The following is a 20,105-nucleotide window of genomic DNA, read 5'->3' on the forward strand; positions in this document are numbered from 1 at the left end:
TTGGTATGTTTCCATGAAAGGCAACTATGTTAGATTAGAAGCAGGACCCGTAGAGACGCTCCCCACGCGCAAATCCTCCGTTACGATTCCTAATCCAACGGAACAGGACTGATTTTGTGAAAAATAACACAATGAAAATCGTTATTCTGGGCGGCTATGGAATCACCGGCTTGATGATCGCAAGGCTGCTGTTGCAATTCTCCTCCGCTCACCTCATCTTGGCGGGCCGCGATGAAGCCAAAGCCAAGGAAACCGCCGCCGCTCTTAACGCGGAATTCCGCTGCGTCAGGGTAGAAGGGCGGTATGCCGATGCCGCCGACAAGCCCGCTTTAATTAAAGTGTTCGAACCTGCGGACATCGTCGTCGTCGCCTCCAGCACTTCCCGGTACACCCCGGAAATCGCCGGTGCCGCCTTGGCTGCGGACACGGACTATTTGGATATTCAGTACTCCTCAAATAAATTGGACGTTCTAAAACAACTTGAGCCCGAAATCCTTAAGGCGGGCCGCTGCTTCATTACGGACGGCGGATTTCACCCCGGCTTGGCCGCCGTACTTGTTCACCGGGCGGCCGACCGCCTGGATCAACTGGAGGCCGCCGCGGTAGGCAGCGTCATCCGGATCGATTGGCCGGCCTTGAATCCGACGCGAGCCACCATTTTAGAACTGGTTGGCGAGCTCAAAGATTTTAACGCGGCCTACTTCTCCGATGGGCTCTGGAAAAAAGGCGGCATGCGAAAAATGGATTTCGGCCCCCCCTTCGGTGTTAACCGCTGCACGGCCATGATGCTGGAGGAAATGAGCGAGCTTCCCGTCCGCTACCCCGGCCTGAAGGAGACGGGGTTTTATGTCGGAGGCTTTAACGGCTTTGTCGATTGGGTGGTCATTCCCTTCGCGATGATCGCCTTCCGGCTTTTCCCCCGTCGCGCCTTGCCATGGATCGGCAAATGGATGCATTGGGGGCTGCTGCGTTTCAGCAAGCCGCCTTACGGGACGGTTATTCGGGTGGAGGCGCGAGGAGTAAGGAACGGCCAGCCGGCCTTCTTCACCGGGTCGCTCTACCATGAAGACGGCTATCAGCTTACGGCGATCCCCGTCGTTGCCTGCCTTTTGCAATACTTAGACGGTTCCATTTCACGGCCGGGACTGTACTGCCAGGCCAATCTGGTCCAGGTGGATCGGTTCATCGAAGATATGCGTTCGATGGGAGTCACCGTCTTGTTAAACGGGGATTAGCTCCGTACTCCCTTACCCACCCGCCGATTCAGCTATCTTGCCGACCGCCGAATAACGGCTTTTTGGGCCGTTATTTTGACCCGATTTGCGTTTTAGTGAATAATAGCGGCCAAAAGGGCCTTATTTCACTGATGCGGGTCCAAAAATCAGGTTTCGGCCCGTTTTTCCCTAAAATAAGGCCGCAAGCAATTTATCCGTATCTCGAACCGAATTTCTCCGATTCTCGTCAGCGCGCGTTTTTTCCCGGCCAAATGGGGTATAAAAATAAGGTAATGCCAACACACTACCGTGAGAATAGCCGAAGGGGGATTCCCTTATGAAACTGACTCAAGAACAGCGGATTCAGCTTCACGAGTTCAACAATCTCACCAAATCGTTGAGCTTTAATATGTACGACATCTGTTACACGAGAACCAAAGAAGAGCGCGAAGCCTATATCGCATATATCGATGAGCAGTATAATTCCGACCGGTTGACCCATATATTGACCACGGTCGCCGAGATTATCGGCGCCCATGTCCTCAATGTGGCCAAGCAGGATTATGTGCCCCAGGGAGCCAGCGTAACCGTGCTCGTCTCCGAGGGCCCCGTCGTGGAAGTCCCCAACGAATCGTACGAGGAGTCGCCGGGACCCCTGCCGGATAATGTGGTGATTCAGTTGGACAAAAGCCACATCACGGTTCATACGTATCCGGAATATGACCCCAATGAAGGGATCAGCACGTTCCGGGCCGATATCGACGTCTCCACCTGCGGTGAGATTTCGCCGCTGAAAGCGCTCAACTATCTGATTCACTCTTTCGATACGGACATCATGACGATCGATTACCGCGTCAGAGGGTTTACCCGCGACATTAACGGGCACAAGCTGTTTATCGACCACGATATCAGCTCCATTCAGAACTACATTCCGGATGAGGTGCTGGAACAATACCATATGATCGATGTCAATGTTTACCAGGAGCATATTTTTCATACGAAATGCAAACTGCGGGAATTTGATCTGAACAATTATCTGTTTGGCTATACCAAGGACCAGCTCAGTCCGCGGGAACAAGACGAAATCACGGAGCGTCTGAAGATCGAGATGGACGAAATTTTTTACGGCAAAAATATACTATGACCGGCCCACCGGGCCGGTCATGTTTGTGTGGATACAGCAATATGCGCTTTATTCCTGCAGCGCCGCCTTCAGCGCCGCCAGATTTTGACGCATGATTCCGATATAATCCAAGTTTTCGGCTCTATCCTCGTCCGTCAAACCTTCGATCGGATTCAGCACCGCGGTTTTCGCCCCGATCTCCTTCGCGATGGTCTCCGCCACCTTGGAAGAAACGAGCGTTTCGAAAAAGATCGTTTTTACGTTATGTTCTTTTGCGAACGTGACAATCTCGGCCATCCGGGAAGCGGACGGCTCCTGATCGGGAGAGAGTCCGGCGATCGGGACTTGGGTCAAGCCGTATTCTTTGGCCAGATAACCGAAGGCGGCGTGCTGGGTAATAAAATCTTTCCGTTTGCCGCCGGCAAGGCCGTCTTTAAACTCCTGATCCAATTGCTCCAGTTTGGCGATATAAGCGTCCGCGTTTTTCTTGAACTGTTCCTTATGCTCCGGAGCGGCCTCCGCCAGCCCGGCCTCAATATTGCGGACTTCCTGAATCGCCAATACGGGGGAGAGCCAAACGTGGGGATCCAGGCCGCCGTGGTCGTGGTCGTGGTCGTGACCGTGGTCATGGTCGTGACCCTCTTCCTGATGGGCTTCGCCTTCCGCGTGCTCATGGTCATGATCATGATCCTCATGGGAATGCGCTTCGGCCTCCCCTTCATGCTCATGCCCGGCTTCTTCCCCATGCTCATGGGCGTGCTCCCCTTCGTCATGTCCATGGCTGTGGCCTGCCGAGCTCTCCATGACATCGATGCCGCGGCTGGCTTCGATCTTGACCAATTCCTTGTTCGTTACGGCAGCGAGCACCTGGTCGATCCAGCTTTCCATGCCGGCGCCATTATAGACCAGCACGTCCGCTTCCTCGATCTTCTTCATGTCCGAAGGTGCCGGCTCCCAGTCATGCGGCTCCACGCCCGCCGGAACGAGCAGCTCGACTTCCGCCAAATCGCCCCCGACTTGCTTGGCGAACTCATACATCGGGTAAAAGCTGGCCTGTACTTTTACTTTTTCCCGGACTTCCGGGGCGGAAGCAGCCGTATCCCGAGCTTCCGGCGCTGCCTGATCGGCGCTTCCAGCTCCTCCTTTGGCTCCGCAAGCCGAAATGACGAGCATCAAACTAAACAGCAGGGCGGACCATGCGAGTTTTTTCATCTTCAAAGTACATTCTCCTTTACTTCATTCTTGGATGGATCCGCTCCCGGTGGAGCGGATGCTTTCGTTTGTTCGCATAGAGAACTCCCTTTTTCACGGTGATCCCGGCCACCAAAAACAAAAGCAATATCAGGGCAATCGTCCCGCCGGGCGGTGTATCCGTATAGTAGGAGACCGTCAATCCGCTAAATATACCGGCAAGCCCGGTTCCGACCGCAATCAGCAACGCCGAAGCAAAGCCGCCGGATATCCGCAGCGCCAGGGAAGCCGGCAGCACCATCAGCGAAGAAACGAGCAGAACGCCGACAATCGGCATCGCTGCGGCCACCGTCATCCCGGTCAGAACCGCGAAGGAAAAGGACAAAGCCTTCACCCGGGTTCCCCCGATCCTGGCCGTTTCTTCGTCAAAGGTCAAGCTGTAGAGCGGCCTTCTTAATATCGCAAAATAAAGCAGACCCGCCGCCGCGATACCGCCGACGACCCCAAGCTGCAGCGGGCTTACGGCCACAATGGAACCGAACAAGTAAGAACTGAAGCTTTTGCTCAATCTTGTTTGCAGACTCATCAGCACGATCGCCAGAGCCAGGCCGGAAGTCATAATAATGGCCACCGGAACCTCGCTGTATGTACGGTAGGTACGGCGCAGATATTCCACGGCGATTCCCCCGGCAATGGCGGCCGCGAATCCGGAAAGCAGCGGGTTCATCGAGATCAGCGAGCCCAAGGCCACCCCGGCCAGCGAGACGTGCGACAGCGTATCGGCCATCAGCGCCTGCCGCCGAAGCATCAAGTACACACCCAGCATCGGCGCGATTATTCCGAGAAAAGCGCCGGCCCAAAACGCGCGCTGCATGAACTCGTAGTCAAACATGTCCACTCCTCGCTTTCCTTTTGCTCCAATGAGATGATTCGGTCCAGGAACGGCTGGGCCTCTTCGAGCCCATGCGTTACCATAATGACGGTGATGCCGTGTTCGTCGACATAATGCCGCATGAGCCGGTAAAACCCGCCGCGGCTCTCCCGGTCCATCCCGGTCGCAGGCTCATCCAGTATCAGTACATTCGGCTCCCCCGCCAAGGCTCGAGCGATGCAGATCCGCTGTTTCTGGCCTCCCGACAGTTCGCCGATTTTGCGGTGACGGTATTCCCACATCCCCACCTGCTTCAGGCAGCGCTCGACCAACGCCTCTTCCTCCGATCCAAACCGCTTGAACAGGCCAAGCCGGGAATAACAACCCGATTTGACCAGTTCCAGCACCGTGCTGGGGAATCCGCTGTTGAAGGAAGCGACCTGCTGCGGAACGTATCCAATCTTTAGCCCCCTGTCCCCGAGCGTCTCTTTATGAATGACCACCTCACCGCGCCAAGGTTTAAGCAAGCCGAGCATCAGCTTCAGCAGGGTCGTTTTGGCGGCCCCGTTCGGACCGGTAATCCCCACGAATTCCCCCGCATGGATTTCCAGGGAAATGCCGTTTAAAACCGGGGCTTCCCCGTACCCGAACACCACATTCCGTATGGAAGACAAAATCATCTCAAGTCAGACCTCTCTTATCTCGTTTCTCTATGAATGGTGTATTTCTTTAGTCTTGGTGAATATTTGCGCAATTCCAGGCGTTCCGGATGTGTCTTTTTGTTCTTGGTTGTCGTATAGTTCCGGTCGCCGCATTCGGTACATGCCAGGGTTACCACGACCCGCATACCGTCCACCTCCTTTAATTTCCGACTCCTACCTTAATCCTCTTACCGGATTCCCGCGTAATCCTCCGCGGAAATCCAAGGCAGCGGGTTATGAAATTCCGACCAGTCCAGCTCCATCTCCTCGGGCGTCAGCAAGCACCGGTCGAGCAACGCTTCAAGCTGGCGCCGATCCATCTCCATCCCGATCAGGACGATTTCATTCAAGCGGTCTCCCCAAACCGGATCCCATTTGCGCCGGACCTCCGGTTCTTCCTGAAATACCGCCTGACGGTCTTCCTCCGGCAACGACGCGACCCAATACCCGGCTGGGCCGAATTGAATGGAAGGGCCCGCCTGACTTAAACTGGCGGCCAAATCCTGACCGGTGGCCAGCCATACGAGGCCCTTGGCCCGCACGATTTCCTCCGGCCAATCGGCCATGAAATCCGCCAGCCGTTCGGGATGGAACGGGCGTCTCCGCCGATAAACGAAGGACCCGATCCCGTATTCCTCCGTTTCCGGAGTATGCTCCTCTTTCTCCAGTTCCTTGATCCACCCGGCGGACATGCTCGCTTTTTCAAAATCGAACAATCCGGTATTCAAAATCTCGCCCGGTTCCACCACCCCGTGTTCGGCGCGAATCAGCTTGGCGGTCGGCTGCAGCTTGCGGAGCACCCCCTCCAACTCGTTCAGCTCTTCTTGACCGACCAGATCGCATTTATTCAAGATTAAGACGTCACAGGTTTCTATTTGGTCAATCAGCAGATCGACGACATCCCGGGTATCCTCTTCCCCTGTAGCCTGCCCCCGATCCAGCAGCGTTTCTCCGGAGGAGAAATCATGCCAGAAGCGATACGCGTCCACCACGGTGACCATGCAGTCCAGTTTCGCCACGGCCGTCAGATCGATCCCCGTCTCCGGATCCGCATATGTAAAAGTCTGCGCGATCGGCACCGGCTCGCTGATCCCGGTAGATTCGATCAGAATATAATCGAACCTGCCTTCGGCCGCCAACCGCTCAACTTCTTGAAGCAAATCATCCCGCAGCGTACAGCAGATGCAGCCGTTGGAAAGCTCGACCAGCTTCTCCTCGGTCCGCGATAACTTCGCCCCGTTCTGAATCAAGCCGGCGTCGATATTGATCTCGCTCATGTCGTTGACGATCACGGCCACCTTCATCCCGCCGCGGTGGTTCAAAATATGATTGAGCAGCGTCGTTTTCCCCGATCCCAAATAGCCGCAGAGTACGGTAACCGGAATGGTTTTGTTGTTGTCGCTCAAAAGAACAGCTCCTTTCTCTTTTAATCGTAATTATTACGATTAACAACCATTACTATAATACCGCTCTCCCTTTTTGTCAACGACCTGTCTTTTAAAAATCGGAAATCCGCCATGTTTATTTTTGTAATTTTTTTTGGTTTTTCGTTCTTAAATGCCGTCAACTTAAATAGTAATGATTATGATTAACTGTCCAAAAAAGGGGATATCCAAATGATCAACAAGTCTGCGCCGCTCCGCCTGCTTCCGGTGCTCCTTCCGGCCGCGTTCACCTTGGCCTGTCTGACGGTCATGCTGCCACGGCTGCTGCCTGCCCTGGATTTGTCCTTCCTGCAAACGTTTCGGACAAGCTTCCTCGGAATTCTTCTGGAAGCCCTGCCGTTCGTCTTGTTAGGGTCGCTATTGTCCTCGCTTCTTCACCTTTTCGTCACCGAAGAGGCCCTCGACAGATGGATTCCCAAACATCCCGTGGCCAGCATTCTCACCGCCTGTGTTCTGGGGCTCGTCTTTCCGATCTGCGAATGCGGGATTATACCGCTGATCCGCAGACTTATTCAAAAGGGGATGCCCGTATACATCGCCATCGTCTTTATTTTATCCGGCCCGATTATTAATCCCGTCGTCTATGGCGCGACTTATATGGCTTTCCGACTCTATCCCGAAATGGTGTATGCGCGAATGGGACTGGCTTTTCTCGTTTCCGCATCCATCGGCTTCATGATCTACGCCACATGGAAAAGCAGTCCGCTCAAGGTTACCCGAAGTACGTTAAACTCCGAATCCGTCGCGGAAACGGAGATGAGAAACCGGCCTCGCGGAAGTAAATGGACGGCCGTTTTAGTTCATACTTCCGATGAATTTTTCGATATGGGCAAATACCTGCTTATCGGCTGTCTGCTTACGGCCGGCATCCAATCGTTCGTCGCCAAGGAGAGCTTGACGATGATCGGAAACGGTCCGGTCAGTTCCTATTTGTTTATGATGGGATTCGCCTTCCTGCTGTCCCTCTGCTCCACCTCCGACGCTTTCGTGGCACAGACGTTTCTCACGACTTTTTCATCCGGATCTTTGCTCGCTTTCCTGGTCTTCGGTCCGATGCTAGACTTTAAAAATACCCTGATGCTGCTTTCCGTTTTCAAAACGAAATTCGTCTTGTACTTGGCCTTTCTTATCTTCGCGGTCGTCTTTATCGGCGCCGTGGCCGTGGATGCATTTTATTTCACTTAAAAGGAGGACTTGCCCATGAAATCCGAAGCGGTGGCCGCCAAACGCCACTATCTCCTCCGTGCCTTCATCCTGCTGGGCTTCGCCCTGTACATTTCTCACCTTGCAACCTCAGGCAAGCTGCAGCTCTATGTCGCACCCGAGATGCAGCTGTGGCTCCGTTTAAGCGTCATTCCACTGGTCCTCGTCGCCGTAACGCTGGTGTACCACGCCTTTTTCGCCAAAGAAAACGGCGTGATTTGCGAATGCGGCATGGAACATGAGGTCACCGGTTCCGCATTCAAGCATACCCTGGCGTACGCCTTGTTTCTGACGCCGCTGCTGCTGGGTCTGGTCCTTCCCGACCGGGCGTTGGACGGCGCGGCCGCTACCCGAAAAGGGATGATTCTGGGTTCGCCGGTGCTGAGCCGGGAGCAGCTCGACGGCAAGTTTAAAGCGCCGGACAAATATAACGAGGAGTTCGCCGAACTTGCCAAGCGCCTGTACATTCAGGAACTTATCGAAGTCAAGCCGGAGATATTTTCGGAGATGATCGGAGCGATCGAGCTTTTTAAAGAGGACTTCCGGGGCAAAAAAATCAAACTGAGCGGATTCGTCTATCAGAAGAAAGATGCGCCGAACCGCTCGGAATTCGTGCTGAGCCGCTTCCTGGTGCAGTGCTGTACGGCCGATGCCTATCCGTTCGGGGTACCGGTCAGCTCTGTCGCTCCGCTTCCCTCTTTACGAAATGACATCTGGGTCGAAGTCGAGGGTACCTTGCAGACCGGGGAACATGACGGAAAAGAAATCATCACGATCTCCGCGGAACGCGTTTCCGAAATCCCCCGTCCCGATTCGCCTTATGTATTTTTGAACAGCAATGCGGTCATCGAGTATCTCCAGCGTTTGGACGGGCCGCTTTGACCGCAAACAAATACAGGGCTGCCGCTTGCGGTTTAATACCGCAAAGACGACAGCCCTGTACATGTGTACTCTTCATTTATTTTTTATTCTGGCTCAAAATCAGATCGGTCAGAATATCCACCTGTTTCTCCAGGTTCAAACCATCCACCATCCAGAATTCTTTCATATCCAACATATAGACATGGTTGTTCTTCACGGCAGGGAGGTTCTTCCAGACCGCCCCGTTCATCACTTCCTTGGCGCGCTCCGCTCCGCCGTCAGGCTCGTAAACCGTCACAAACATATGATCGGCCGCGTAATCGGACAAGACCTCCAGGGAAATATCGATCCCCTGTCCCGGGAAGGCTTCACTTTCAATTTTCGGCAGCGGCTTAAGCCCGAACATTTCATACAAGTTATACCCGGCGTCTCTTGTCTTAGGCCATACCCAGAAGTTTTTCGCCCAAATGGAATAAGTACCGATCTTCTCGTCCGGACCGATCACTTCCTCGATTTTCTTCTTGGCCTCTTCCGCCTTTTGCTTGTACCGGGTGATGAATTCCTCCGCTTCCTTCTGCTTGCCGAGCAATTCGCCCATCGTCTTCACTTCTTCCAGCGGGTCGATTCCTTCCCAGCCGGTCGTGGCCAACGTAACCACGGGAGCGATTTTCTTCAGCTGCTCCACATTCTCCGCCGGCAAATAGGACGGCACGATAATCAGGTCCGGATTAAGCTCCAGCACCTTCTCCATCGAGACATCTCCCACGTTAGCCACGCCTTCGAGCTCATCCTTCAGGAGAATGGAATTCTCCAAGGCCAAGGAACCCGCCCCGACCGGCTTCACGCCGAGCGCCGCCAAATCCCCCAAGTGCGTAATGGATACGATCCGCTGCGGATTCGTCGGTACCGTCACATCGCCTTTCATATCCTTGAACACTTTGGTTTGAGCCTGCTCGGCATTTCCGCCGGCGGATTGATTGCCTTCGGCCTGGCTGTTTTGTTCCGCCGATGTATTTCCGCTCTCTCCGCTGTTTGCGCCGTTTTGGCTTCCGCAAGCGGCAAGTACGATCGAGACCAGAAGAATTGCTGTCAAAGACAACAAACTGGATTTTCTAAAACGCATCACATGGACCCTCCATCACCGTTGATAATGATTATCATTTTCTGCATACACATCATATCTCATAAAAGTGCGGATTGTCTACAAAAAAAACAACCCCGATCACCATGGAAATGGCGACACAGGATTGTTTTTTGCGATGCTTCGTTACGGACGTTCAAGGGTGATAAAGCCCTCGCCATCAACGTTTACCTTGGCTCCGAGCGATTCCGCGATAAAGCGCAGCGGCACGTAGGTCGTTCCGAAGGTGTCGACAAACGCCGGCTGGTCCAGATTCACCGTCTGCCCGTTCACGGTCGCTTGTTTCGCGCCGACCTTCACGATGATTTGTCCGCCCGTAATATCGTCAGTGATGACGATTTGATTCGTGCTCTTATTCCATTTCACCTGCGCATCGAGCTGCTCCGACAAATAGCGGAGCGGGATGAACGAGGTGTTGTTCTTGGAAGTCACACCGTAATATTCATTGAACGGGTCAATGAATATTTGCTTGCTCGTGATTTTCATCTCATCCTTTAAGAGCTTGTAAATTTCCGAATTGCTGTCGAAGTTACGCAGGAACTGTCCCGGCGTGACGTCTCCTTGCATCACATCCAGCACCCCGGCGGATGTATTTACCGGTTCGGCGTTCACCGCCCCCCCGATATTCCACATTTCGCTGTTCATCCGCAGCTTCACGGCTTGAATCGGCAGATCTTCCGCGGCTGGCAGAGCGATGGTCAACTCGGCGTTCTCCTTACGGATGTTCAGCTTGTCGTCAAAATAAATGTCCAGCTTAAGCACGGTATCCTTACCGAAAACGGTGGAGAGCCCCGGCGTTTCGGCCATAAGGTCCTTCAAGCCCTGGTCGTAATTGTTCAGCCATTTGTTCAGTTCCTCCTGCAGCGCCGCCGCTAAGGCAGCCACGGTGGCTTCCTTGGATTCCGGCAGAAAACCGGTGGCTCCCAAGTCGCCGCCCATTTCCTTCAGCATCGGATAAAGGATGTCATAGAAGCTTCCGATCAGGTCCTTGATGCCCTGTTCGTCCTTGGCCACACTGGTCAGGAAAGGCTTGACCAGACTGATCAGCTCATCCCCGCGGATTTCCAACTGCAGATGCGTCAAATCCACAGCCTCTCCGTTCACCGTTTCCCGCGCTTTTTTCACGGAAATTTGGCTTGGATTCGGCAGATGTTTCAGAACAAATTCGGTGGCCTTCTCGGAAAGCTGCTGGATTTGTCCACGGTACGCCGTCATGTCCGGCATTCCGTCCATCGTCGAGCCAAGCCCTATGTATATCGGCTGCTTGGCGCCTTCGACCTGGATCGCCATGCCTTTCTCGTCCATAGAAAGATGGAACGGCAGTTTTTTATCCTGGTAACCAACGGCCCCTTTCATTGAAACGCGGTTCAGATCCTGAACCTTCGCGCTGTCTACGGTAAGTTTAATAGAATTGATAAGATCGATAACTTTCCGGTCTTCCGCCGAAATCGTCCCGTTAACCGGAACCAATTCGACCGACATGGACTGTTTGGATTCGCTGGATGTGACCTTGACACTTTGGAGCAGCGCCTTGTTGATATCAAATCCGGCCACGGCCTGGCAACCCGCGAGAACGACCAGAATCAACGCCAAAGGGAGCGCCAGCCATTTCATTCTGTATTTTTTCATCAAAAAATTTCACCTTCCTTCCCATAATATCCTTCCATTATCATCCACGGGCTCGGGCTTGTAAATAGAGAAAAAGAAGCGTTTTCTTTACCGGCATGAAATTTTCCCCAATACCCAAGACGGTCCGCCGTATGCTATAATAGCCTCCGGGGCGACGCCCCGCGACAATAGAAGAAAGTCCATGCTCCAAAGCATGGGAGAGGTTCGCGAACTCCCTCTATAAAAAACTAATGGCGCCCTGCTTTACATAGCCAGGGTTTGTTTTTTTGCGGCGAAAGTTCAAGAACACTCTCTTTCTTGTGGACCCTCGAAAGGCCTTGCCTGGGCGGGTTAAATCTATGAAGAATGAGAGGTTTTTTTATGCTCAAAAATGAAAAAGCGCTTGTCGTGTTCAGCGGAGGTCAAGACAGTACGACCTGCCTGTTCTGGGCCCTCAGAGAGTTCCGCGAGGTTGAAGCGGTCACCTTCGATTACGGGCAGCGGCACCGTCAGGAAATCGAATGCGCCGAGAAGATTGCCGGCGAGCTCGGGGTGAAATGGACGCGGCTCGACATGAGTCTGCTCGGCCAGTTGACTCAGAACGCGCTTACCCGGAACGACATTCCGATTTCCCATGAGGAAGGCGCGCTTCCCAGCACTTTTGTGGAAGGGCGGAACCATTTGTTCCTCAGCTTTGCGGCCGTGCTCGCCAAAGGCATCGGCGCCCGCCATCTGGTTACGGGCGTATGCGAGACCGATTTCAGCGGTTATCCGGACTGCCGCGACGCCTTCATTAAATCGCTGAATGTCACCTTGAATCTGGCGATGGACCATCCGTTTGTCATTCATACTCCGCTCATGTGGATCGACAAAGCCGAAACCTGGAAGCTGGCCGATGACCTGGGGGCCTTTGACTTTATCCGCGAGCGCACATTGACCTGCTACAACGGCATCCTCGGCGACGGATGCGGAACCTGCCCCGCCTGCAAGTTGAGACGCGCCGGCATGGAAACGTATCTGGAAAGGCGGAACGCGGCCCAAGATGCCTTATCAGCGGGAGCCGCGCCTGCCGGTCCAAGGGAGGAAGCGCAATGAGCCGGATGCCCGGAGAATTCCGCATCGTCGACAACCTGCAGGCGCTGGGCCGGGACATCGACGAAGCCCAGCTTCAATATCATCGGCGCCGCGTGCTCGTCAGCAAAGAATTCACCTTTGACGCGGCCCACCACTTGCATGCTTATGAAGGAAAATGCAAAAACCTGCACGGCCACACGTACAAAGTGGTCTTCGGCATCAGCGCCATCCCCGACAAGCGGGGAATCTCCCTCGATTTCGGCACGATCAAGCAGATCTGGAAGGACGAAATCGAAGGTTTCCTGGATCACCGCTATCTGAACGAAACGCTGCCTCCGATGAACACGACAGCCGAAAATATGGTCGTATGGCTTTATGAAAAAATGGAGGCGGCTTTAAGCTCGGAACGCTACCGCGATGCTTCGGCGGAAGCACGGACCGAGTTCGTTCGGCTGTACGAAACGCCGAACAGCTATGCCGAAGCGAGACGGGAGTGGATGGGCGATGAATAGCGCGGAACGCGGTTGCGGTTCATTGCCGCCGATCCCCGTCCTCGAAATCTTCGGCCCGACCGTCCAGGGCGAGGGCATGGTCATCGGCCAGAAGACCATGTTCGTCCGCACGGCGGGCTGCGATTACCGCTGCGCGTGGTGCGACTCCGCCTTTACTTGGGACGGCAGCGCCAAAGAGCAAATCCGCCGGATGGCTCCGGCGGAAATCCTCGGCGAGCTGCGCGCCCTCGGCGGCGGCCGCTTCTCGCACGTCACGCTGTCGGGCGGCAACCCCGCCCTCCTGCCGCAGCTTGCCAGCCTGGTGTCCCTGCTCCGCCGCGAAGGCATCGCCGTGGCGGTCGAGACCCAGGGCTCCCGCTGGCAGGATTGGCTGGCCGAGATCGACCAGGTCACGATCTCGCCGAAGCCGCCCAGCTCGGGCATGGACACCGACTGGGCGGCGCTGGACGGCATCGTCGCGAAGCTCGCCGGCCGGCCCGCTCCCCTGGCGGTAAGCCTCAAGGTGGTCGTCTTTGACGACGCCGACCTGGCTTACGCCAAGCGGGTGCACGCTCGCTATCCGGGCGTGGCGATGTTCGTGCAGGTCGGCAATCCGGACGTGCGGCGGATGGACACGTTGGCGCATGCGGCGGATTTGCTGGACCGCTACGGGCGGCTGATCGATCGGGTCATGGACACGGCCGAACTGAACGATGTGCGGGTCCTCCCCCAACTCCACGCGCTGGTTTGGGGCAACAAACGCGGTGTCTGAAGCCGCGTGACCGCGTGGGACTAACGGGATTATCTCCCGCTAATTGGGCGAGATTCGGCTTTCGCGAAAACAGCTAAATCAACTAAATTAACTATATAGTTTGAACTATTGATTGCAGACTAGGGCACCGTCAGACAACCTTGACGAACAAGAATTCCTGCATATCTGCATGTTTTTTCTTGTTCGGGGCCAAAAAAATGAAGATTCCTGCGATTCTGCAGGAATTTTAGACGAAACCGGCTTGTTTTTCTAAAATCGCTAGAAATACCTGCAGATTTGCAGCTTTTTTCGTATCGGGGCGTGGATCGGCCAAAATACCTGCAGATTTGCAGTTTTTGGAGTTGGAAGTACCCTAGGCACCTTGTCGCAGTGGGCTTAATACGGATTTGGAACATTGAATTAAAAGGAATTCTTCCCGTTAATTTGGTGCATATGCGGCTGGAGAGGCCAATTAGCTGGAAAACCTCCCGTTAATTCGCCTGAAATTGTGCATATTGGCAATAGGGCCGCGAAATAGATGGAGTTTTTCCAGCTAAATCCGATAGAAGAGCCAGGATCGGTACATTAACGGGAGATTTTCCCGTTAATGATGTAAACTCCGATATATCTACAATTGTGGATGTCGGTGACGTATTCTCCGAAACGATTTCACACCCTTCTCCACCGCCAATTCTTTAGTTCAACCTATATAAATCAACTAAATCGACTATTTAACTAAATCAACTAAATCGACTATTTAACTAAATCAACTATATCGACTATATCAACTAAATCGACTCTATCGCTATATCGATTTCCAACGTCAGCAACTCCGCACGACACTCTTTTTTCATCTAAGGAGGCTAATGCATTCCATGTCAGGAAGAAAACCGGAAGAGATGCAGGATGTAACCCTGCTCGGCAATCAAGGGGTCAAGTACCCCTCCACTTACGCGCCCGAGATGCTGGAAAGCTTCGACAACAAGCACCCGTACCGGGACTATTTCGTGAAATTTAACTGTCCGGAATTTACGAGCCTCTGTCCGATCACGGGACAGCCGGATTTCGCCACCATTTATATCAGCTATATTCCGGACATCAAAATGGTGGAGAGCAAGTCGCTGAAGCTGTATTTGTTCAGTTTCCGAAATCATGGGGATTTTCACGAGGATTGCGTTAATATTATGATGAACGATCTGATCCGGCTGATGGACCCCAAATATATCGAGGTATGGGGCAAATTCACGCCGCGCGGCGGCATCTCCATCGATCCTTACTGCAATTACGGCCGCCCCGGCACCAAATACGAGACCATGGCGGAACACCGGCTGCTGAATCACGACATGTATCCCGAAAAAGTGGATAACCGCTAGGGCAGCCGCCGCCGGATCAGAAGGAAGGAGTCTTTTATGAAGCCGACTATTTTTGTAGCAAGGCCCGTTCCGGAAGAAGCGGAGGCCTACCTCAGAGAACACTGCCTCGTGGACAAATGGGAAGGGGACGGCCCGGTTCCGCGGGACTGCTTGTTGGAACGTCTCGGGAACGCGGAGGGTCTCTTGACCTCCGGCGGAAAAATCGACGCCGAACTGCTTGACCATGCCCCTCGTCTGCGGGCCGTGAGCAACATCAGCGTCGGTTACAACAACTTCGATCTGGCGGCGATGAAGGCCAGAGGCATCATCGGAACGAACACGCCCGAAGTGCTGAACGACACGGTAGCCGACCTGATCATGGGCCTGATCCTGTCTGCGGCCCGGCGGATTCCCGAACTGGACCGCTATGTCAAGGAAGGCAGATGGCGGCGGAGCGACGACGAAATCCTGTTCGGCCTGGACGTTCACCACAAAAAGCTGGGCATCGTCGGCATGGGCGGAATCGGCGAAGCGGTGGCCCGCCGGGGAAAATTCGGTTTCGGCATGAGCGTGCTGTACCATAACCGGCACCGCAAGCCGGAAGCGGAAGCCGCTCTGGACGCCTCTTATCTCGCCTTGCCCGAACTGCTGCGGGAAGCGGACTTCATCGTGCTTATGACCCCGCTGACGTCAGAAACTAGAGGGTTAATCGGCGCGGCGGAATTTGCCCTGATGAAGGAGACCGCGATTTTCATCAATGCTTCCCGCGGCGCCACCGTGGACGAGTCCGCACTCGTGGAGGCACTGAAAAGCGGGCAAATTTATGGGGCCGGCCTGGACGTGTTCGAGCATGAGCCGGTTGCGTCAGACCATCCGCTGCTCACGATGCCGAATGTGGTGACTTTGCCGCATATCGGCTCCGCGACGGAGCATACGCGAAACCAAATGGCCATGATCGCGGCCCAAAACCTGGTCCTCGCGCTGAAAGGGCATACGCCTCCGAACGTTGTCAGGGAACTGAAGTAGACGGATCGGACTGACGTTACGGCAACCAAAAAAAATCCTCCGGTCCCTACGTCCGAACAAGCGGACCATGGGCAACCGGAGGATTTTTTCTTCATATAGCTTAATGTGGCTTACTCGAAGCCGGTACGATATTTACGCTCGCTGGAGGACGCCTGCTTCGTCGCCTCCTTGTCCCGTTCCTCCCGAACCTCCAGGTTCAAGTCCTCGACCGGGATCGGATCGACGTTTTGCTCGCTGTCATGGAGATCGAACAGGCTGAGCCGATCCGTAGGATACTGCTCGGGGTGGTCTCTCCCCGGCAGAACCTCTTCTCTCGCCCGCGGGTCCTCCGGCTTTCCTTTTGCCTCCGCCATTGCACTCACCTCATTCCGGGGTATTATTCCCTTTATACCTCATATTGGAGTGCGGTAAACACATGGCGTACGATAGCTAGCCGCGAGGCTTGGAGGCTTCCCGCCGGGCCGCCAGCAGCCGATCGCCCGGCATGCCCAGCACCACGATCGCCGCCAGTACCGCCGGAACCAGCGTCCACATAAACGTATGGGCGATGGATGATGACAGGGCATCCGTGACTTTGTTCAGAATCTCCGGCGGAATCAAAGCGCGTTTCTCGGGCGACAGCGCTTCGCGGGTATCCCCGAAGTTCATCCCGGCCTGTCCCCCCATTCCCTGGAAGGCCGACTCCAGGTTCGAATTCATCAAGTTTCGCTGCAGGATGCCGAAAATCGTGATTCCCAGCGTCATCCCCAAAGACCGCAGAAATGAGTTGGTCGAGGTCGCCGCCCCGCGCTTGCTCATGTCGAACGGATGAACGGCGGCCATGCCGAGCACGGAGAAGGAGAAACCGACCCCGAATCCGCTGATGACGCTGTAGATCGTGAGCAACAGCCGGGAGGAATCCCCGGACAACGTGCTGAGGGCGAAAAAGCCGGATACGAAAAACACGGCGGAGATCAGCATAATCGACTTGTAAGACAACCGGGAGGTGAGCATGCCGCCCATCATGCTTCCCACAACGGAGCCAACCATCATCGGCATCAGGATTAATCCGGAATTCGTCGCGCTCCCGCCGAAGACACCTTGAACGTAAATCGGAATATAGACGGTAGCCACGATAAAGACGGAGCCGTAAAACAGGGCCAATAGGCTGCTTGTCGCGTAAAGCCGGTTCCTGAACATGCCGAAGGAGATAATCGGCTCGCTCGCCCTTTTTTCCGCAAACAAAAAAATGACAAACAACGCGGCGAATCCGGCAAACAGGCCAAGAATCACGCCGGAATTCCAGGCGTATTTCTGCCCGCCCAACTCCAGCGCAAACATCAGGCAAACGACCGATCCGACGAGCGTAAACGCCCCTGTCCAATCGATCTGCTGTTTGCTGTGCGACAGGGATTCCTTATAGAACGGAACGATAAAGGCCAGGGAAACCAAGCCGATCGGCACATTGATGTAAAACACCCAGTTCCAGCCCAAAGTATCGGTGATGTAGGCCCCCAGAAGCGGACCGAAGATGCTGGACGTACCGAACACCGCCCCCATCAGCCCCGTCATTTTGCCCCGTTTCTCCGGCGGAAAAATATCATAGATAATCGTGAAGGCAATCGGCATCAACGCTCCGCCGCCGATCCCCTGAATCGCGCGGAAGATACTCAGTTGAACGATGCTTTGCGCGATTCCGCATAATACCGAACCGATCAGAAATGTGATGATACCGAATAAAAAGAACCGCTTCCGTCCGTACATATCGGACAGCTTTCCGAAGATCGGCGTTCCCGCCATTACCGCAACCATATAGGAGGACGTCACCCATACGAACTGATCCATCCCCCCGAGCTCGGAGACGATCGTTCCCATCGCGGTCGTGACGATGGTATTGTCCATAGCCGCCATCAATATCGCCAACATCAAGCCGAGCAAAATAAACTTCGTCGTATCTTTTTTCTCAACGGCCACGCTGCAACCTCCGAATCTATTCAAAATTTAAGCAACAATAATAGTTTAGTGAAATATGGAAAAAAGTAAACTCCCCCGCGCGTCAGCTTCTTTTTTTTCTCCGTAAGAAGTAGTAACCTATTATTTATCCAAGTCCAATCAGGAAAGGAAGTTGTCCGTAATGACCGAGCAATGGTCCGCTTTGGAACGACTGATGAAGCAGCATGGGCTGCAAACCCTGCTCATCACCGACCCCAAGCATGTATATTATTTAACCGGTTTTCTCAGCAATCCGCACGAACGTTTTCTGGGCGTTGTTTTTCAGCCCGGCGACGCCCCGTTTCTGGTCGTGCCCGCCTTGGATGAGGAGGCCGCACGAGCCGCCACCCACGGCATGGAAATCGTGACCCACCTCGATACCGACAATCCGTATCAACTCTTGAGCAAGCATTTGAAAACCCCGGCGGGCAAGCTGGGTCTTGAAAAAGAGTACATGACGGTGTCCCGGTTGGAACACCTGCAGGAAGCCCTGGCTTTGACGGAATATGCGGATGTCGGACCTTGGCTGCGGGAAATGCGCGTTTGCAAAAGCCCTGCCGAAGTTGAGAGGATTCGCCGTGCGGTCCGGCTGATCGAAGCCGTGCTGGAGCAAGCGCTCAAACAAGTTAAGGAGGGCGTTTCGGAGTCCGAACTTGTCGCGGAAGTGGAGTACCAAATCCGCAAGCTGGGCGCCGATGGCCCTTCCTTTGACAGCATGGTGCTGTTCGGCGAGAAAACCGCGCTGCCTCACGGGGTTCCCGGCGAGCGCCAACTGCGCCCCGGCGACCTGGTGATGTTCGATATCGGCGTCTATGCCGCCGGTTACGCTTCCGATATCACCCGTACGTTCGCGTTCGGAGCGTTGAAACCGGAACAGGTCCGCATCTATGAAACGGTGCTCGCGGCCAACCGGGCGGCCATCGCCGCCGTCAAGCCCGGCATGACGTTCGCCTCCCTGGATAAGACGGCGAGAGACGTCATCGAGGATGCCGGGTACGGCCCCTATTTCAACCACCGGCTGGGCCACGGGCTCGGCATTGATGTCCACGAATTCCCTTCCATCCACGGTCTGAACGAGCATACGCTCCGGGAAGGGAATGTGTTTACGGTCGAGCCCGGCATCTACGTGCCCGGCGTTGGCGGCGTTCGAATCGAAGACGATTGCCTTGTAACGGCGTCCGGCGTCGAGGTGCTCACGGCGTTTCCCAAAGAGCTGCAGTATTTGTAGGGCGGGTGAAAAGCCCTTGCAAAGATCGACGGCGGGCTGAACCAAGAAGCGACGGCGGGCTGAACCAAGAGCAATCGGATACGGTCCGACTCAGGCTCGACCGCTCGAGCGAAGTCATTGGGTGAAAGCCCGCCCGGCCATACTTGGACATAATAGCCGCTATTTCGCGAAAATAGGGCCGATCGCCATTCTAACGGAAATAATAGCGCCTATTCCTGTTGATTCGGGGGTTCACCGACCGAAATTGCAGAAATAGGCGCTAATACGTCCGTTAGATTTCGGTAATCGGCCCTTTTGGCCAAAATAGCGGCTATGGCTTTCGTTAGGCGCGCCGGATGCATCCGGTCGGTGGGTACCCGGACATAATAGCCGCTATTTCGCGAAAATAGGGCCGATCGCCATCCTAACGGAAATAATAGCGCCTATTCCTACTGATTCGGGGGTTCACCGACCGAAAATACAGAAATAGGCGCTAATACGTCCGTTAGATTTCGGTAATCGGCCCTTTTGGCCAAAATAGCGGCTATGGCTTCCGTTAGGCGCGCGGGATGCGTCCGGTCGGTGGGTACCCGGACGTAATAGCCGCTATTTCGCGAAAATAGGGCCGATCGCCATCCTAACGGAAATAATAACGCCTATTCCTGCTAATTCGGGGGTTCACCGACCGAAATTACGGAAATAGGCGCTAATACGTCCGTTAGATTTCAGTAATCGGCCCTTTTGGCCATAATAGCGGCTATGGCTTCCGTTAGGGCGCGCGGGATGCGTCCGGTCGGTGGGTACCGCGCGGGATCAGATGCAATCGGGCCCGAAGGATTGATCGAATGTGCTCCAACGCCGTCTTTTTCCATGCT

General features: G+C 54.6%; 19 protein-coding genes and 1 riboswitch. Of the genes, 10 read left to right on the forward strand and 9 right to left on the reverse strand.

From position 1 onward, the window contains the following. Positions 1–116: 116 nt before the first annotated feature. Together LBW89_RS15100 and speD are read left to right on the forward strand one after the other, a co-directional pair. Positions 117–1,235, forward strand: coding sequence for a saccharopine dehydrogenase family protein (locus tag LBW89_RS15100; protein ID WP_225039469.1), 1,119 nt, complete (start codon positions 117–119; stop codon positions 1,233–1,235). 316 nt (positions 1,236–1,551) lie between these two features. Further along, positions 1,552–2,358 carry an adenosylmethionine decarboxylase gene (speD, locus tag LBW89_RS15105; protein ID WP_213505264.1) on the forward strand — a complete coding sequence of 269 codons (807 nt, stop codon included), beginning with the start codon at positions 1,552–1,554 and terminating at the stop codon, positions 2,356–2,358. A gap of 48 nt (positions 2,359–2,406) precedes the next feature. On the opposite strand, the gene LBW89_RS15110 is transcribed toward speD, so the two are convergent. From LBW89_RS15110 to LBW89_RS15130, 5 genes are read right to left on the reverse strand one after another with little or no spacing between them, the layout of a single operon-like run. Continuing rightward, a complete protein-coding gene (locus tag LBW89_RS15110) occupies positions 2,407–3,549 on the reverse strand; it encodes a metal ABC transporter substrate-binding protein (protein ID WP_225039513.1) in 1,143 nt (380 codons plus the stop codon). A 19-nt stretch (positions 3,550–3,568) separates the two neighbouring features. Next, on the reverse strand, positions 3,569–4,426 hold the full coding sequence (locus LBW89_RS15115; protein ID WP_225039470.1) for a metal ABC transporter permease: 858 nt from the start codon (positions 4,424–4,426) through the stop codon (positions 3,569–3,571). Next, positions 4,363–5,079, reverse strand: coding sequence for a metal ABC transporter ATP-binding protein (locus tag LBW89_RS15120; protein ID WP_225039471.1), 717 nt, complete (start codon positions 5,077–5,079; stop codon positions 4,363–4,365). Before LBW89_RS15120 ends, LBW89_RS15115 begins: the two co-directional genes overlap by 64 nt. Positions 5,080–5,096: 17 nt before the next feature. After that, a complete protein-coding gene (gene rpmG, locus LBW89_RS15125; protein ID WP_148450702.1) occupies positions 5,097–5,246 on the reverse strand; it encodes a 50S ribosomal protein L33 in 150 nt (49 codons plus the stop codon). 42 nt (positions 5,247–5,288) lie between these two features. Further along, entirely contained in the window at positions 5,289–6,506 is a 1,218-nt protein-coding gene (locus LBW89_RS15130; protein ID WP_225039472.1) for a GTP-binding protein, read from the reverse strand. Between the two features lie 213 nt (positions 6,507–6,719). Here LBW89_RS15130 and LBW89_RS15135 point away from each other — a divergent pair, with 213 nt between their 5' ends. Continuing rightward, a complete protein-coding gene (locus tag LBW89_RS15135; protein WP_412067005.1) occupies positions 6,720–7,730 on the forward strand; it encodes a permease in 1,011 nt (336 codons plus the stop codon). A 15-nt stretch (positions 7,731–7,745) separates the two neighbouring features. Beyond that, complete coding sequence (locus tag LBW89_RS15140) at positions 7,746–8,630, forward strand: TIGR03943 family putative permease subunit (protein ID WP_225039474.1); 885 nt, start codon at positions 7,746–7,748, stop codon at positions 8,628–8,630. 76 nt (positions 8,631–8,706) lie between these two features. Here the strand turns inward: LBW89_RS15140 and LBW89_RS15145 are convergent, their stop codons facing one another. Then, entirely contained in the window at positions 8,707–9,732 is a 1,026-nt protein-coding gene (locus tag LBW89_RS15145; RefSeq protein WP_225039475.1) for an ABC transporter substrate-binding protein, read from the reverse strand. A gap of 144 nt (positions 9,733–9,876) precedes the next feature. Further along, on the reverse strand, positions 9,877–11,379 hold the full coding sequence (locus tag LBW89_RS15150; protein ID WP_225039476.1) for a copper amine oxidase N-terminal domain-containing protein: 1,503 nt from the start codon (positions 11,377–11,379) through the stop codon (positions 9,877–9,879). A gap of 193 nt (positions 11,380–11,572) precedes the next feature. Continuing rightward, positions 11,573–11,616, forward strand: a riboswitch (PreQ1 riboswitch). A 123-nt stretch (positions 11,617–11,739) separates the two neighbouring features. On the opposite strand from LBW89_RS15150, the gene queC reads away from it, so the two are divergent. The 5 genes from queC (at position 11,740) to LBW89_RS15175 (ending at position 16,052) form a co-directional block, all read left to right on the forward strand. Beyond that, entirely contained in the window at positions 11,740–12,453 is a 714-nt protein-coding gene (gene queC, locus LBW89_RS15155; protein WP_225039477.1) for a 7-cyano-7-deazaguanine synthase QueC, read from the forward strand. Continuing rightward, positions 12,450–12,944 (forward strand): 6-carboxytetrahydropterin synthase QueD, encoded by a 495-nt coding sequence (gene queD / locus LBW89_RS15160; protein ID WP_148450709.1) that lies wholly within the window; start codon positions 12,450–12,452, stop codon positions 12,942–12,944. Before queC ends, queD begins: the two co-directional genes overlap by 4 nt. Beyond that, positions 12,937–13,695, forward strand: a complete 759-nt coding sequence (gene queE, locus LBW89_RS15165; RefSeq protein WP_225039478.1) for a 7-carboxy-7-deazaguanine synthase QueE — start codon at positions 12,937–12,939, stop codon at positions 13,693–13,695. Before queD ends, queE begins: the two co-directional genes overlap by 8 nt. A gap of 854 nt (positions 13,696–14,549) precedes the next feature. After that, complete coding sequence (gene queF / locus LBW89_RS15170; protein ID WP_148450711.1) at positions 14,550–15,047, forward strand: preQ(1) synthase; 498 nt, start codon at positions 14,550–14,552, stop codon at positions 15,045–15,047. A 36-nt stretch (positions 15,048–15,083) separates the two neighbouring features. Next, positions 15,084–16,052 (forward strand): 2-hydroxyacid dehydrogenase, encoded by a 969-nt coding sequence (locus tag LBW89_RS15175; RefSeq protein WP_225039479.1) that lies wholly within the window; start codon positions 15,084–15,086, stop codon positions 16,050–16,052. Positions 16,053–16,162: 110 nt separating this feature from the next. On the opposite strand, the gene LBW89_RS15180 is transcribed toward LBW89_RS15175, so the two are convergent. Further along, a complete protein-coding gene (locus tag LBW89_RS15180; RefSeq protein WP_225039480.1) occupies positions 16,163–16,405 on the reverse strand; it encodes a hypothetical protein in 243 nt (80 codons plus the stop codon). 76 nt (positions 16,406–16,481) lie between these two features. Then, positions 16,482–18,005, reverse strand: coding sequence for an MDR family MFS transporter (locus LBW89_RS15185; RefSeq protein WP_318249389.1), 1,524 nt, complete (start codon positions 18,003–18,005; stop codon positions 16,482–16,484). A 160-nt stretch (positions 18,006–18,165) separates the two neighbouring features. On the opposite strand from LBW89_RS15185, the gene LBW89_RS15190 reads away from it, so the two are divergent. Then, entirely contained in the window at positions 18,166–19,251 is a 1,086-nt protein-coding gene (locus LBW89_RS15190; protein WP_225039481.1) for a M24 family metallopeptidase, read from the forward strand. The last annotated feature ends 854 nt before the right edge of the window (positions 19,252–20,105 follow it).

Source organism: Paenibacillus sp. alder61 (assembly GCF_020179875.1).
GTDB lineage: Bacteria > Bacillota > Bacilli > Paenibacillales > Paenibacillaceae > Fontibacillus > Fontibacillus faecis.